The sequence below is a fragment of the Umezawaea sp. genome (assembly GCF_036375055.1).
Classification (GTDB): domain Bacteria; phylum Actinomycetota; class Actinomycetes; order Mycobacteriales; family Pseudonocardiaceae; genus Umezawaea.
The window spans coordinates 14,757-28,697 of sequence record NZ_DASUSQ010000014.1 but is presented as its reverse complement, the minus strand read 5'-3'; the positions used below and the strand labels follow the sequence as shown (position 1 = coordinate 28,697).

Annotated in this window: 13 protein-coding genes; 4 read left to right on the top strand and 9 right to left on the bottom strand. The window is 73.7% G+C overall.

Annotated elements, in window-relative coordinates; genetic code table 11:
- Both VFZ92_RS05175 and VFZ92_RS05170 read left to right on the top strand, forming a co-directional pair.
- On the top strand, positions 1 to 1,578 hold a 1,578-nt coding region (locus VFZ92_RS05175), incomplete at its 5' end, for a GAF domain-containing protein (protein ID WP_330874568.1).
- Between the two features lie 242 nt (positions 1,579 to 1,820).
- Positions 1,821 to 2,012, top strand: a complete 192-nt coding sequence (locus VFZ92_RS05170; RefSeq protein WP_330874566.1) for a DUF4342 domain-containing protein — start codon at positions 1,821 to 1,823, stop codon at positions 2,010 to 2,012.
- 46 nt (positions 2,013 to 2,058) lie between these two features.
- Here VFZ92_RS05170 and VFZ92_RS05165 read toward each other — a convergent pair whose 3' ends face one another.
- The 3 genes from VFZ92_RS05165 to VFZ92_RS05155 all read right to left on the bottom strand — a co-directional run bounded on the left by VFZ92_RS05165 (position 2,059) and on the right by VFZ92_RS05155 (position 4,718).
- Complete coding sequence (locus tag VFZ92_RS05165) at positions 2,059 to 3,009, bottom strand: ornithine cyclodeaminase family protein (protein ID WP_330874564.1); 951 nt, start codon at positions 3,007 to 3,009, stop codon at positions 2,059 to 2,061.
- 46 nt (positions 3,010 to 3,055) lie between these two features.
- Positions 3,056 to 3,745, bottom strand: coding sequence for a hypothetical protein (locus VFZ92_RS05160; protein WP_330874563.1), 690 nt, complete (start codon positions 3,743 to 3,745; stop codon positions 3,056 to 3,058).
- Between the two features lie 94 nt (positions 3,746 to 3,839).
- Positions 3,840 to 4,718, bottom strand: coding sequence for an AraC family transcriptional regulator (locus VFZ92_RS05155; RefSeq protein ID WP_330874561.1), 879 nt, complete (start codon positions 4,716 to 4,718; stop codon positions 3,840 to 3,842).
- A gap of 179 nt (positions 4,719 to 4,897) precedes the next feature.
- On the opposite strand from VFZ92_RS05155, the gene VFZ92_RS05150 reads away from it, so the two are divergent.
- On the top strand, positions 4,898 to 5,764 hold the full coding sequence (locus VFZ92_RS05150; protein ID WP_330874559.1) for an SDR family oxidoreductase: 867 nt from the start codon (positions 4,898 to 4,900) through the stop codon (positions 5,762 to 5,764).
- On the opposite strand, the gene VFZ92_RS05145 is transcribed toward VFZ92_RS05150, so the two are convergent.
- Positions 5,730 to 6,545, bottom strand: a complete 816-nt coding sequence (locus VFZ92_RS05145) for an SCO6745 family protein (protein ID WP_330874557.1) — start codon at positions 6,543 to 6,545, stop codon at positions 5,730 to 5,732. The two genes, VFZ92_RS05150 and VFZ92_RS05145, sit on opposite strands and share 35 nt — an antisense overlap.
- A gap of 85 nt (positions 6,546 to 6,630) precedes the next feature.
- A complete protein-coding gene (locus tag VFZ92_RS05140) occupies positions 6,631 to 7,308 on the bottom strand; it encodes a GntR family transcriptional regulator (protein WP_330874556.1) in 678 nt (225 codons plus the stop codon).
- A gap of 73 nt (positions 7,309 to 7,381) precedes the next feature.
- Between VFZ92_RS05140 and VFZ92_RS05135 the strand changes: the two genes are divergently transcribed.
- Positions 7,382 to 7,939 (top strand): YbhB/YbcL family Raf kinase inhibitor-like protein, encoded by a 558-nt coding sequence (locus tag VFZ92_RS05135; RefSeq protein WP_330874554.1) that lies wholly within the window; start codon positions 7,382 to 7,384, stop codon positions 7,937 to 7,939.
- 648 nt (positions 7,940 to 8,587) lie between these two features.
- Here VFZ92_RS05135 and VFZ92_RS05130 read toward each other — a convergent pair.
- The 4 genes from VFZ92_RS05130 to VFZ92_RS05115 form a co-directional block, all read right to left on the bottom strand.
- Complete coding sequence (locus VFZ92_RS05130; protein WP_330874552.1) at positions 8,588 to 10,609, bottom strand: neutral/alkaline ceramidase; 2,022 nt, start codon at positions 10,607 to 10,609, stop codon at positions 8,588 to 8,590.
- A gap of 312 nt (positions 10,610 to 10,921) precedes the next feature.
- Positions 10,922 to 11,521 carry a TetR/AcrR family transcriptional regulator gene (locus VFZ92_RS05125; RefSeq protein WP_330874551.1) on the bottom strand — a complete coding sequence of 200 codons (600 nt, stop codon included), beginning with the start codon at positions 11,519 to 11,521 and terminating at the stop codon, positions 10,922 to 10,924.
- 21 nt (positions 11,522 to 11,542) lie between these two features.
- Entirely contained in the window at positions 11,543 to 12,352 is an 810-nt protein-coding gene (locus VFZ92_RS05120) for a fatty acid desaturase (protein ID WP_330874549.1), read from the bottom strand.
- The gene (locus tag VFZ92_RS05115; RefSeq protein ID WP_330874548.1) at positions 12,349 to 13,893 is read right to left on the bottom strand and encodes an NAD(P)/FAD-dependent oxidoreductase; all 1,545 of its coding nucleotides are present in this window, start codon (positions 13,891 to 13,893) and stop codon (positions 12,349 to 12,351) included. The genes VFZ92_RS05120 and VFZ92_RS05115 overlap by 4 nt, the downstream gene beginning before the upstream one ends.
- Positions 13,894 to 13,941 lie beyond the last annotated feature (48 nt).

Below are 13,941 nucleotides of genomic sequence, written 5' to 3'. Positions count from 1 at the left end.
GACCAGATGCGGAGCCTGCTGGACGCGGTGCTGGCGGTGGGGTCGGGGCTGGAGCTGGATTCGACGCTCCAGCGGATCGTGGACGCGGCGGTGGAGCTGGTGGGTGCGCGGTACGGGGCGTTGGGTGTGTTGGGGACCAGGGACGACCTGTCGGCGTTCGTGTACGAGGGGATCGACGCCGAGACGCGGGCGGGGATGGGGCACCTTCCGCAGGGGAGGGGGCTGCTGGGGTTGTTGATCAAGGATCCGCGTGCGTTGCGGCTGCTCGACCTGGGTGAGCACGAGGCGTCGGTGGGGTTCCCGCCGAACCATCCGCCGATGCACGGTTTCCTGGGTGTGCCGGTCCGGTTGCGGGAGGAGATCTTCGGCAACCTGTACATGACGGAGAAGAGGGGTGGGGCGGGGTTCACGCCGGATGACGAGGTGGTGCTCCAGGCGTTGGCCGCGGCGGCGGGGGTGGCGATCGAGAACGCGCGGTTGTTCGAGCGGTCGCGGATGCGGGAGCGGTGGTTGGAGGCGACCGCGGAGATCAACTCGGAGTTGTTGGGCGGTGCGTCGGCGCAGGACGTGTTGCGGCTCATCGCCCAGCGCACGGTGGAGCTCACCGGCGCGCACTCCTCGATGATCGTGCTGGGCGACGAGGGTTCGCTGTTCGTCACGGCGGGTGCGGGGCCGCAGGTCGAGGAGATCATCGGCTCGGACCTGTCCGAGCGCACGTCCGCCATCGCGGACGTCGTGGGCACCGGCGTTCCCACGGTCGTCGAGACCCTCGGCGAGGACCTCGGTGACGGGGCCGGGGAGTTCGGGCCGGGGATCGCGGTGCCGATGCGGGCGGGTGCGGTCGTGACCGGTGTGCTGGTGGCGGTGCGGCGCAAGGGGGAGCCGCCGTTCGTGGCCGACCAGTTGCCGGTGCTGGCGTCGTTCGCCGACCAGGCGGCGCTGGCGTTGCAGTTGGCGGAGAAGCAGCGTTCGCTGCGGTTGCTGGACGTGCTGGAGGACCGCGACCGCATCGCGCGCGACCTGCACGACCACGTGATCCAGCGGCTGTTCGTGACCGGCATGAGCCTCCAGGGCAGCCTGCGCAGGATCAGCGACGCCGAACTCCGCGGCCGGGTGACCACGGCGGTGGAGCAGTTGGACCAGACCGTGCGGGAGATCCGCACGGCGATCTTCGACCTCCAGAGCGCGGGCGACGGCGGGGTGAGCCTGCGCAGGCGGCTGCTGGACGTGGTCGCCGAACTGACCGAGCCGACCGAGTTGTCGCCCGCCGTGCGGATGTCCGGGACGGTGGACAACTCGGTGTCCGACGAGCTGGCCGAGCACGTGGAGGCGGTCATCCGCGAGACGGTGAGCAACGTGGTCCGGCACGCGCACGCCACGACCGTCACGGTCACGGTGGAGGCGGGCGACGAACTGGTCGTCTCCGTGGTGGACGACGGCGTGGGCGTGCCGGACGACGTGGCGCGCAGCGGACTGCTGAACCTGGAGCACCGGGCGCGGCGGTCCGGCGGCTCGCTGTCGGTCCGCCCCGACGTCGGTGGCGGCACCAGGGTCACCTGGCGGGTTCCCCTGGACTGAGGCCACGTCCGCGCCACCGCGGTGCGGGTTCGGCACCGCATCCCGGATCCGGTGGACGGGTGCGGCAGCGCACTGCGCCGTTGGCGTGGCGGTTCCTGGTCCGATCGCCACGATCCACAGTGGACCCACCGGCGCCGCGGGACCTTCGGCCCCCGACAGCGGACTTTGGCCACTGCGATTCCGCGCGTGGATCCGCCAGGCTGGACCCGACACCCCCGAGCGGGAGGCCTTCGGTCATGCCGATGCGCGAGAGCACCGTCGACGGCCCGGTGGAGCACGACGTCCACCGCGTCGTCGTGAAGGACCACGACGGGTACCCGGTGGTCGAGGTGGCGATGCCGTTCGGGGTGCTCGCCGTCGTGGTGACACCGCTGGTCGCGGCGGCGGGAACGGTCGCGGCGCTCGCCGCGGACTGGACGGTCGAAGTGGAATGACGCCGCGACGTCCAGTTCAACCGTCCACCGCGGACTGATCTGCTCGTCAGCGGCCGTCCGCGCGGGAGCGCAGGCGGCGCAGCGCCTCGGCGGCGACCGCGAGGTCCTCCCACGCCATGCCGACCGACCGGAAGAGCCGCGGTCCCGTGCCGCGGACCGGTTCGCCCCGCACCACGTCGGCCAGCACGTGCAGGTCGGCGCGGTCGAGCGCGCCCCCGCGCACGGCGGCGGCCACGTCACCGGCCTCGCGCAGAGCGGTGTCGACGTGCTCGACGACCACGGACGACCGCCGCACGGTGGCGTCGTCGAGTTCCCGCGCGTCGAGCGTGTGCGCGCCCATCGCGACGACCACGGCGTGCGCCGCCAGCCTGGTGCCGTCGAACAGGGGCGTGCGCGACGACGTGCAGCACAGCACGAGGTCCGCGCGGTCGACCGCGTCCGGCCCGGCCGGTACCACGGGCACGTCGAACGCCCGGTCCGCCGCCTGGTCGTCGCAGAACGCCGCCGCCGCCTCCGGGGTCCGCCCGACGACCTCCACCCGCTCGACCCGGCGGACGGCCGCGACGGCCCTGAGGTGCGCCGCCGCCTGGGGCCCGGTGCCGTGCACGAGCAACCGCGGTGTGCAGGCGGGCGCGAGCACGTCCACGGCGAGAGCGGACAGCGCCGACGTCCTGAGCAGGGTGAGCGCCGCCCCGTCGACGAGCAGGACCGGCTGGAGCGTCGCGGCGTCGTGGAGCAGGTAGCTGCCGGTGATCCGGGGCAGGCCGAGCGCCGGGTTGCCGGGCGCGACCCCCACGACCTTGACGCCCACGACCCCGCCGCCCTCGCTCGGCATGACCAGCAGTTCACCGTGGGTCAGGGGGACCGCCGTGCGCGGCGGTCCCGCGGAGTCCCAGTCGCCCGCGAGTAGTGCGTCGCGCAGCGCGCCGAGCGCGGCGTCGGCGGGCACGAGCGCGAGCAGGTCGCGGCCGTCGAGCCGGGGGAGCGGTGGGGTCACGCCACGGAGTCCACCAGACGCGCGGTCCGGTTTCGAGCCCCCGGCGTCACGGGCGGGGCAGGTGGGCGGCGACCTCCGCGAGCGCGTCGAGGGTGTCGTGGTCGAGCACGCCGGTGGCGGTCTCGGCCTCCGCGACGGTGAGCGAGGTCCCGGTGACGTCGCTGCCGTAGTTCTGCCCGGTGAACGCGATGTCCGCCAGGCCGAGCAGCGACGAGCCGAGCGGGCGCACGTCGCCGCTGCCGTGGACGTCGATGACCGCCTTGAAGTCGCGCACGTCGCCCGCGCGGCGGAACCCGACCCAGGCGATGGAGACGACCGCGCTGTTGCCCGCGTCGTCGCCGACGGTCAGGATCGCCCTGTCCAGCGAGGCGCAGGGCGTGCGGGCGAGGAACTCGCGGACCCGGCCGTGCGAGGCGCTCAGGCACTCGGCCTGGGTGCGGACCTCCTGGCGCAGTCGGCGCATCCCCATGCGCCGCCACGCGCCGACCGGGTCGCCCTCGCGCGCCGACCTCTGGCCCTCCGCCTTGCGGGTGCGCAGGTCGGCGGCCCGGCTCGACCCCGCTCCCGCGCCACCCCCGCCGCCGGACCCCACCAGCGCCCCACCTCCGCCGTACCCGACCAACCCCAGGGCCAGGACGCTCGCCGCCACGACGACGCCGCTGTTCCCCTTTTTCTTCTTCTTGCCGCTGAGCGGTCGAACCTTGCCGGACTTGTCCGTGAAGAATCCTGCGGGCACGTGCGTTCCCCCGGTGCTCCGTCGTTCCCCTCAGCAGTCGAGGGTGCGTCCGGATGCGACGGAGGTCTACGCAGAACAGCGGTTTCCGGGGGCGTCACCCGCCCCTGGTGCCGGAGCGGAACGCCAGCGGGGAGCGGCCCGTGCGCTGGAGGAAGAACTTGCTGAAGTTGGTGGCGCTGGAGAAGCCCAGCCGGGAGGCGACGCGGGCGGCGGACTCGTCGCCGTGGGCGAGCAGCCGCTTCGCCTCCAGGACCACCCTGCGGTCGATGAACTCCTTCGCCCCGACACCGGTCGCGGCCAGCGCGGCCCTGGACAGGGTCCTGGGCGAGTAGCCCAGCAGCAGCGCGTAGTCCTCGACCCTCCTGGACCGGCCGAAGCCCTCCTCGACCGCGTCGCGGAACCGCAGGAAGGCCTCACCGGGGTGCGGGCTCGGCCTGCCCGCGTCGGCGCCGAGGTGGGCCAGGCGCAGCACCAGGGCGGAGAGCAGGTGCCGCAGCGCCAGGGTGTGCACCGCGAGGGGCAGTCGACCGAACGCGTGGAACTCGCCCGTCAGGTGGTCGACGGCCGTGCGCAGGGCGGTGACGTCCTCGCCGGTGGGCGTGTGCAGGACGGGCGCGTGCGGATCGTCCAGGCGGGCGGCGGTCGTGGTGGCCGCGTCGAGGAAGTCCTGCTCGAACAGGACCAGCGTGCCCTCGGCCCGGCCGGGGTCGCTCCACTGCTGCACCTGGCCCGGCCGCGTCCACAGCCACGCGCCCGGTTCGAGGACGTGGTCGGTGAAGTCGACCGTGTGCGTCAGCGAGCCGTCGGTGAGCGTGAGCAGGTGGTGGAAGGTCAGCCGCAGCGGCACCGCGAGCGAGCCCGGCGGCACGCGGGAGCGCAGGTCGGCGAGCGACAGCACCTCCACACCGGACGGCGTGCCCGCCGGGGCGGTGAAGGCGATCTCCCGAGGTGCCGCGTGTCGGTTTTTGACCATGACCGGTCGCGAGCCTACCTCCGCTCCGCCCTGTTCACGGCCTAGTTTGGCGGTTGCCGCACCAGCGGTGGGAACGAAAGGGAACACATGATCGACCGAGACCACGCGGACGTGCCCGCGGAACTCGCCGGGAGGGCGCTGCCGATCGCGGCCGTGACCTCCAGGATGGCGGTCCACCCGTGACCGGGGACACCACGTTCGCGATCACCGGCGCCACCGGTCGCCTCGGAGGCCGGGTCGCCCGGCGGCTGGCGGCCGGGGGCGTTCGGCAGACCCTGCTGGTCCGCGACCCCGCGCGAGCACCGGACCTCGCGGGAGCCGCGGTCGCGACGGCGGGCTTCGGCGACGGCGACGCCGTGCGGCGCGCGCTGCGGGGGATCGACCGGGTGCTGATGGTGTCGGCCGCCGAGACCCCGGACCGGGTCGAGGCGCACCGGTCGTTCGTGGACGCCGCGACCGAGGCCGGGGTCCGGCACCTCGTCTACGTCTCGTTCCTCGGCGCGGCGCCCGACGCGACGTTCACCCTCGCCCGCGACCACTGGGCCACCGAGGAGCACATCCGGGCGAGCGGCCTCGACTTCACGTTCCTGCGCGACAACCTCTACGCCGACTTCACCCCGGACCTCGTCGGGGCCGACGGCGCCATCCGAGGGCCCGCCGGGGACGGGCGGGTGGCCGTCGTCGCGCAGGACGACATCGCCGACGCGGCCACCGCCGTGCTCACGGCCGCCCCGGCGCACGCGGGCGCGACCTACGACCTGACCGGTCCCCGGTCGCTGACGCTCGCCGAGGTCGCGGCCGTCCTGTCTCGGGCGTGGGGGCGGTCGATCACCTACCAGCCGGAGACCGTGGCCGAGGCCTACCGGTCACGGGCCTCGTCCGACGTCCCGGACTGGCAGGTGGACGCCTGGGTGTCGACCTACACCGCCATCGCGGCAGGCGAACTGGAGGCGGTCGGCGACGCCGTCGAGGTCCTGACCGGTCGGCCCGCCACACCGCTGGAGGCGGTGGTCAGCTCAATCGTTCGTACGCGCCAGCCGTGGTGAAGGCGTCCGCGATCGGCCGCAGGAGCGAGGCGAGCCGACGGGCACCCGCGTCGCCGATCGGCGCCCACAGCGCCGCGCAGTGCTCGTCGGTCTCGACCTCGATCCGCTCGCGCGCCGCGATCCCGACCTCGGTGGCGGTGCCGTCGGCGTGGAGCCAGCCCCTCGCCACGAGCCGGGCCGTCGCCGCCGCCCACTCCTCGTCGTCCCACCCGCGGGTCGCCCGCGCGAGCGCCGTCGGGAGGCGACCGGTCGCCGTGTGGATGACTGTGCAGTCGCACGGCCCGAGGCCGTTGTCGGCGAGCACGACCAGGTGCGCGTCGCCCCGCCACTCGCGCAGCACCGCGACCTGCTGCCACAGCGCGACGAGCGGGTCGGCCGGGAGCGGGACCGCCGCGTTCGCCGCGGCCAGCGCCTTGCCCGAGTGGTCGGCTCCCGCGACGACCGGGTCGACCAGCGACCGCGCCTCCGCGATCCGGTCGGCCGTGAGGGGCACGCCGACGCGCCGCATCGCGCGCTCGACGACCGCGAAGCGGGCGGCCTGCCACCGTTCGGGCGGTGCGGCGTCCCACGCGTCCGCCACGGTCCGCACCGCTCGCGGGCTGAAGTTGTAGAAGGTCGCCAGCACGACCTGCCACGGGACCGCGCCCAGCGCCGCCGCCCGGAACGCGAAGTACGCGGGCCGCCGGTCGGTGACGCCGAGTCCGGCGGCCTCCTCCGCGGACTCGGGGACGAGGTAGACGAACAGGTGGGCGGCCGTGACGGCGAGGCTGACCTCGCGCACGGCGGTGGTCCCCCTCGGCGGACGCGGCCCGGCGAGGGGTGCGGGACACACCACGGTTGTCCTCCTGGGGTGCGGGGGGATGACGTCAGCCGTTCTTCCCGGCGTGTTCGGCCTTGTCCACGAGCACGGCGGCGGTGGTGCCGAGGTGCGCCACGAGGGCGTCGGCGGCTGCCTCGCCCTGGCGGCTCAGCGCCAGCTGTTCGAGCCGGAGGTGCTCGGCCTCGGCGTCGCGCCTCGGCGACTTGGCGGCCGACCAGCGGCGGGACAGCTCACTGGCGGTCCACAGCCGTTCGAACACGTCCAGCAGCACGTCGTTGCCGCACGCGTCGAGCAGCGCGCGGTGGAACCCGTGGTGCGCGGCGGCCCACGCGTCGGAGTAGTGCGCGTCGTCGGGGTGCGCGTACGGCGGCGTGCCCGCGAGGCGGTGGTGGGCCGCGCGCACGCGCGTCTCCCACTCCAGGTCGCCCCGGCCGATCGACATGCGCAGGATGGTCGGCTCGACCGCCGCCCGTGCTTCGGCGATCACCTGCCACCGCGCGTCACCCGCGTCGGGAACCACGAAGCCCCGGTTCGGCAGCCGCTCGGCCAACCCCTCGCCGACCAGCCGCAGCAGGCACTCCCGGACCACCGCGAGGCTCACGACCTGCTCGGCGGCCAGTTCTTGCGGCTTCAAAGCCTGCCCCGGCCGGAACCGACCGTGCAGGATCGCCGCCCGCAGCGACTCGTACGCCCGAACCGACGGCGCCACCCCGTTCTCATCCATGAAGTCGACTCTAGCGCAGATAATCGATTATTGTTAGCGTAATCGACTAGTTCACCGAGAATGGAGTTGTCACATGACGACCAATGACCCGTTCGCGCGCCTGCCCGTCGTGCCGAGCTTCACCGTCACGAGCACCGGGGTGCGGGACTGGCTGCCGCTGGCGGACGCGCAGCTGTCGGGCATGTTCGGCGTTCCGGGGGGTCGGGACGCGAGCCCGCAGCTGTCCTGGTCCGGGGCCCCGGCCGAGACCAGGAGCTACGCCGTGACCGTGTACGACCCCGACGCGCCCACGATGTCCGGGTTCTGGCACTGGGCCGTCGCGAACATCCCGGCGACCGTCACGTCCCTGCCGGAGGGAGCGGGCGACGACACCGGCTCAGGCCTGCCCGAGCCCGCGTTCCAACTGCCCAACGACGCCCGCGCCGCCCGCTTCGTCGGAGCCGCCCCGCCCGCGGGCCACGGTCGGCACCGCTACGTGATCACGGTCCACGCGCTCGACGTCGAGGACATCGGGGTCCCCGCCGACGGCACGCCCGCGCTGCTCGGGTTCACCATGGCCTCACACGTCCTGGCACGGGCCACGCTCACCGGCACCGCCGAGACCCCCGCCACCGCGACCCCGGCGGCATAGCGGCGGGTGGGCTGGGTGGGCGGCAGGCGGCTCAGGGCTCACCGACAGGCAGCGCGGCGCCCGACCGCCGAACGCTCGACGATCGGCGGTCGAGCGCCACGCGCCGGGAGGTCGGGGCCGGGAGGTCGGGGCCCAAGCGGCTGGCAGCAGGCGGGTCGCGGGTCGCGGGTCTTCGATGGCACCAGCCGGGTCTCGGCTGGCGGGCGGTGGATCGTGGGTCGTGGCTGGCAACAGTTGGCTAGCTGCTTAAGGGCTGGCGGGTGGCAGCTAACGGGTGGTGGCTGGCGAGTCGTGGGTGGCGGCTAGCGGGTCGCGGGTCGCGGGTCGCGGGTCGCGGGTGAGCATCCGGCGGTCAACCACGCCGCAGCCGAGTGCCGTGCCGCCGGGCTGTGGCGCGGATCCTGTGGCCGGCCACCGGCCCGGCCACCCTCGACGGGTGCCCGGTCTGCCGCCGTGCGGCAGCCGTCCGGCCGTCCGGCCACCCCACCCGGTGCCCGCCCGGCCGCCGGCCACCCCACCCGGTGCCCGCTCGGCCGTCCGGCTACCCGGCCCGACACCTCCCGGCGACCACCGCTCACACCGAGCGCCCGACCAACCCCCACGGGTCGGGCACCGGCCCGCCGCCCGACCGAACGGCCATCCGAACGGTCAGCCGACCGTGAACGTGGTCGTGGTCCCGGTGAACGCCGTGATCGCGCCCGTCCACCCGCTCTTCCAGTCCCCGTGGTGCACGATCCGGTACGTTCCCGCGGGCGTGCCTACCGGGATGGCCCAGGTGATCGTCGCCTCCGAGTTCGCCACGCCCGACCGCCGCCACTGGTAGCGCGTGGACCAGTCGCCGTCGTCGGCGTGGCGGGTCCACCGGCCGTTCACCTGGCGCTGCACCTCCAGGAACGTGCCGTTGCGGCGCAGGTTGTTCTTCGGGTGGCCCGTGACGAACACCGAGGTGACCGTCTGCCCGCTCGTGTACGACGCCGAGGGCTGGGTGAGGACCTGGCCGAAGCTCTGGCCCGGTGCCTTGTCGTCGAACACCACGCCGGTCTGGAGGTTGAGGTCGGTGAGCGGCGGCTTCGTCGGCGTCGGACCGGCGGGCAGCGGGGTGCCCGCGCGCATCGACGCGGCGAGCTTGCCGAACTCCTGCTGGTAGGCGGGCGTGGTGTTGCGGCCGAACAGGGTGGAGCCGCCCTCGTACTGCTGGAGGTCGTACTCCTCCGGTGTGGTGACGTACTGGCTGTAGTCGTTAGCGTAGCCCTGGATGAGGACGGTGTCCAGCGGTGCGCCCAGTTCGGCGGCGACCGTGCGGCGGATCCGCAGGCCCGCGGTGATCGTCACCTCACCGGGTACGGCCACCAGGTGGAGCTGGCCGATCCGGACGATCTGCAACGGCACCACGTTCGGCGTCGCCTGCACCAGGCCGGTCGGGACCAGGGACGCCTTCGGGTACTGGCAGTCCTTGAGCCACTGCGGCACCGGGATGTTCAGCGGCTCCAGCAGGGTCTTGACGGGGCTCTGCATGCCTTCGGTGAAACCGGGGATGGCCGGGCCGTCCTCGACGCTGCCCGCCAGCGTGGACGCGCCGACCACGCCGGAGCACGTGGTGCCCGCCTGGCCGTTGGTGGTGTAGCGGCCGTCGACCGCGACGGCGCTCATGTCGACGAAGCGCATCCGGTGGTCGACACCGCCGGTGATCTCCGTCTGCGGACCGGAGAAGATCTCCTGCGCCTTGCGGTTCTGCCGCTCGCCGATGATCCGGGTGTTCTCGACGTGGTCCTCGGTCGGGCCGGAACCGGGCCGCAGGTTCAGGTTCGGCGACATGTCACCGGCGTTGGTGTTGGGGAACGCGGCGACGAAGCCGCCGCCCTCGTCCAGGTAGCGCACGCCGGAGTCGTCGTGCTCCCACTGGTAGGACGCGTACCCCTTGTTGTCCGGGCTGATCAGCGTGTTCTCGCCGGTCATCGACGTGTTGTGGGTGGCGAACCAGCTCACCGCGCCCACGTCGGCGGTGCCCTGCCGGAACTTCAGCACGGTCATCGCCGGGTCGATCGCGCCGGGGAAGTGCGCCTTGTCGGCCGCGGGGTTCTGCTCGAACGCCACCCGCGACCGGTTGACGCTCGCGTTCGTCAGCTCGCCGCGGCCCAGCGACAGCGACCCCGGCTTGAGGTCCTCGTGCGCTTCGACGACCGACTCCACGATGCCGTTGGTGACGGCTTCCAGCGTCTGCGGCTGCATCCCCAGCACCGACAGGTTGTAGGCGAGGTTGTGGGAGTAGCCGCCGGGGCCCGCGTGGGTGTGCGTCGCGGACAGCAGCAGGTTCTCGCGCGTGTAGAGGTCGCCGTAGCGGGCCTGGAGCTTGCCGAGCACGCCCTCCTGCACGGCGCGGAAGATCATCGCCAGGTCGGCGTTGACGTACGCGACCCGCTTGCCGTTCGCCCGGTCCACCACGACGTAGGCGCGGGACCGCTGGCGCTGGTGGATGCCGGTGGTCTTCTGGTCGAAGTCCGAGTAGCCCATCATGCCGTTCTCGGCGGCGGGGCCCGTCACGTCGGAGATGCCCCGGCCGACGAGGTAGGGCTCCGGACCGGCCGCGGCGGCGGGCTGGCCGATCAGCACCACCAACCCCGCCACCGTGGTCAGCACCGTCATGACGGCCGAGCGCCGCGTGGCTCGCATAGCGCACTCCCGAGGTACGTGAAGCAGATTCATGTTATTCGGACCGTAGGTGATCCACGACACCCCGGCAAGGCCAGGGGGCTCGCACGCGGGTGAATCGGTGCCGGCCCGCGCCGGTTTCGGCACCTGGCACCGATCGTTCTTCGTGCTCGAACTGCCCGCTCTTCCCAGCCGGCGGTGTCGCCGGGCACGCGGCCACCGGTGGCCGTCGGAGGTGGGAGTGCGGATGTGGTTCACCACGACCGCTCCTGGAGTGCGTTCCGCGCTGGACCAGCAGAACGCCAAGGAGCCGGCCTGGTCCGCTTCGGACGGTCAGCCGTCGGACGGCGGGAGGAACGCGTCGATCATGGCGGCCATCCGCTTGGCCGAGTCGAAGATCGCGGCGCCCCTGGACCGGTCGCCGTCGAGGTGCGCCAGCATCTCCAGACCGAGGTAGAAGGCGAGGATGGTCATCGCCACCTCCCGCTTCGGGATGAACGCCGCGAGCGGGGTGCCGTCGAGGAACCGGCCCAGCAGCGACTCGGTGAACTCCTCCCACCGGTCGATCTCCGCCCGCACCCCCCGCGCCAGGCCGGTCGACCCCGCCGCGCCCGCCGCCAGTTCCTGCACCGCGGCGAGGTGACCGGTGGAGACGTCCTCCTCGTACAGCTCGCGCAGCGTCTGGAGCATCTCCGCCGCCCGGTCGAGGTGGGCGGTCCGCTCCAGGTAGCGGGCCATCCGCAGGTCGCTGCTGTGCCGCATGGCGGCGAGGAACAGGTCGTCCAGGCCGTCGAAGTGGTAGTAGATGACACCGGGGGCGAACCCGCCCGTCGTGGCGATGGCCCGCGCGGTGGTGGCGGGGAAACCCTGTGCTGCCAGGGTGTCGATGGCGGCACGCAGGATGCGTTCGCGTGCCTCGGCTCTGCGGGTCATTGCCGCCAACCTTAGGGGGCGTCACGGCACCCTGCGGGGTCGGACTCCCTGATCGGCGAGGAACGGGTCGAGCCTGCGGCCCAGTTCCGCGAGGTGCTGGCTGGGCACCTGCGGGTACAGGTGGTGTTCGAGGTGGTAGGTCAGTTCGAGGAACACCGCGGGGATGATCCGGCCGCGCAGCGTGCGCGTCTGGGTGAGCGGGGTGTCGCCGAAGTCGTGGTGCGGCAGGTAGACCGTCAGCAGCGGGTACACCCAGCTCCCGACGACGGCCATCACCGCGTAGACCAGCACCGCGGGCGTCGTCGACCAGAGCGCGGCACCGGTCGCCAGCACCAGGACCGGCGCGCTCGCCTCGACCACGAGCCACGTGCGCTGGACGCGGTCGCCCGCCGCCCTGCGGAACGCCCACCGCCACAGGCCGACCAGGAACACCGGCCCGTACAGCGCCGCGCCCGGGAACGACAGGTGCGCCGGGTAGCCCTCCGGGTCGTCCTCGTGCGGGAAGAGCCGGTGGTGCTGCACGTGCGTCGCCCGGTACGCGTGGCCGCTCTCCAGCAGCACCAGGCCGCACAGGAACAACGCCCACTCGGTGCCCCTCGGGCCGAGGCCGATCGACCGGTGCACCACGTCGTGGGTCACGGTGACGACCGCGACGAAGATGCCGAAGACCACCACGGGCGTCAGCAGCCACACCCACGGCGTCGAGTGCGCCCACCAGGCCGTGAGCACGAAGAGCGCCACGCCGATCGGTGGGCGGGCCAGCGCGAGCACCCGCCTGCGCAGGCGCGTGACGAGCAGGTCCCGGCCCAGTTCGGCGAGCGGCGGGGTCATGCCGGCACCACCTTCGACCGCCGGGCCGACCCGGCGACCCCGTCGGCGACGATCCGGCTGCCCAGGACGCAGGCCACCGTGCCGAGACCGGGCCACGTGGAGTCGCCGACCAGCCAGAACCCCGGCACGCCCAGGTCGTGCGGGACGGCGCGCTGGTTGCTGTTCGCGGGCGACTGCCGGACACCGCCGACCGCGCCGCGCGGCCGGGACGTGAACCGCTCGTAGGTCCGGGGCGTGCCGACCTCGCGCACCACGGCGGACTCGCCGAGCCGCGGGTACACCCGCCGAGCCTCGGTGACCAGCAGGTCGCCGAGCGCGTCGCGGCGCCGGGCGTGCTCGACGTCGTCGAGCCCCTCCCAGTCGGCCAGCTCGGTGTGGGTCGACAGCATGACGGTCCGGAACCCGGCGGGCGCGCTCTCGGTGTCACCGGGTGCCGACACCGACACGAACATGTTGTTCCCGTCTCCCAGCGGGCTCCGGTAGGACCGGAGGAGTTGGTGGTGCGTGAGGGTGTGGCAGGCGACCTCGGCCTCGGGGACGCCGAGGCAGACGACCGCGGCACCGCCGAGGTCGCCCGCGTCCCGGCGCAGGAACGGGCGCAGCGCGGCCCGCACCCCCGGCACGTCACCGATGTCGGCCGTCGTGGCGGCGGGCAGCGCGCTGACCACCTGGCCCGCGCGGACCGCGCCGCGTCCACCGTGGACGACGAAGTTCCCGTGGGAGCCGGTGATCCGCTCGACCCGCCACCCGGCGCGCAGGTCGCCGCCGAGCGACCGGTAGTGCGCGACGACCGCCCTCCAGAAGCCGCGCATCCCGCCCGTCGCCCTGGTGAGCCCCGCGCCCCTGATGGTGATGCCCAGTGCGGCGTTCACCAGCGGCGCGCGGTCGACGGTGCTGTGGACGGTGTCCTCGACGAGCATGGACAGCAGTCCGACCAGCGCCGCGTCGTCCCGCAGGCCGTGCGCCCGCAGCGCGCCGCCGAGCGTCCCGCCGACGTGGCGGGCCAGCGGCAGGCCCAGCGGGCGCAGCGCGCGGGCGTTGTGCAGGACGTCGGCGAGCGTGCGCATCGGCATCCGCGCGCCCGCGCGGCTCGCCCGCCAGAACGCGCCCGCGAGGCGGTCGAGCCGCGCCCAGAAGGCGCGGTGGCGGGCGGTGTCGCCGAACGCCCGCAGCCGCTCGGCGTGCCAGGCGGCCTGGTCGCGGTGCAGCACGACCGTGCGGTCGGGCAGCCAGGCGACGTAGCCGGGCAGCTGTTCCCCGGCGAGCGGTGCCATGCCGACGGACTCCAGGAGCTCGGCCCCGACGCCTCCCGGCTCGAAGTCGACGAGGGTGGTCGCGCCGACGTCGAAGCTGAAGCCGCGGCGGCGGTAGTAGCCCGCGCACCCGCCCGCGTGGCCGTGCGCCTCCAGCACGACCGTCGACAGCCCGCGCGCCTGGAGCCGCAGCGCGGTCGCCAGCCCCGCCATCCCGGCTCCGACGACCGCGACGTCGTACCCGCGCCCGCCCAGGGGCGATCGGTCCTGAACGCTCGTTCTGAACATGCGTTCAAAGTAGCGGTCGACCGGGGTCCGGGCAATGGTCGGCGTGCC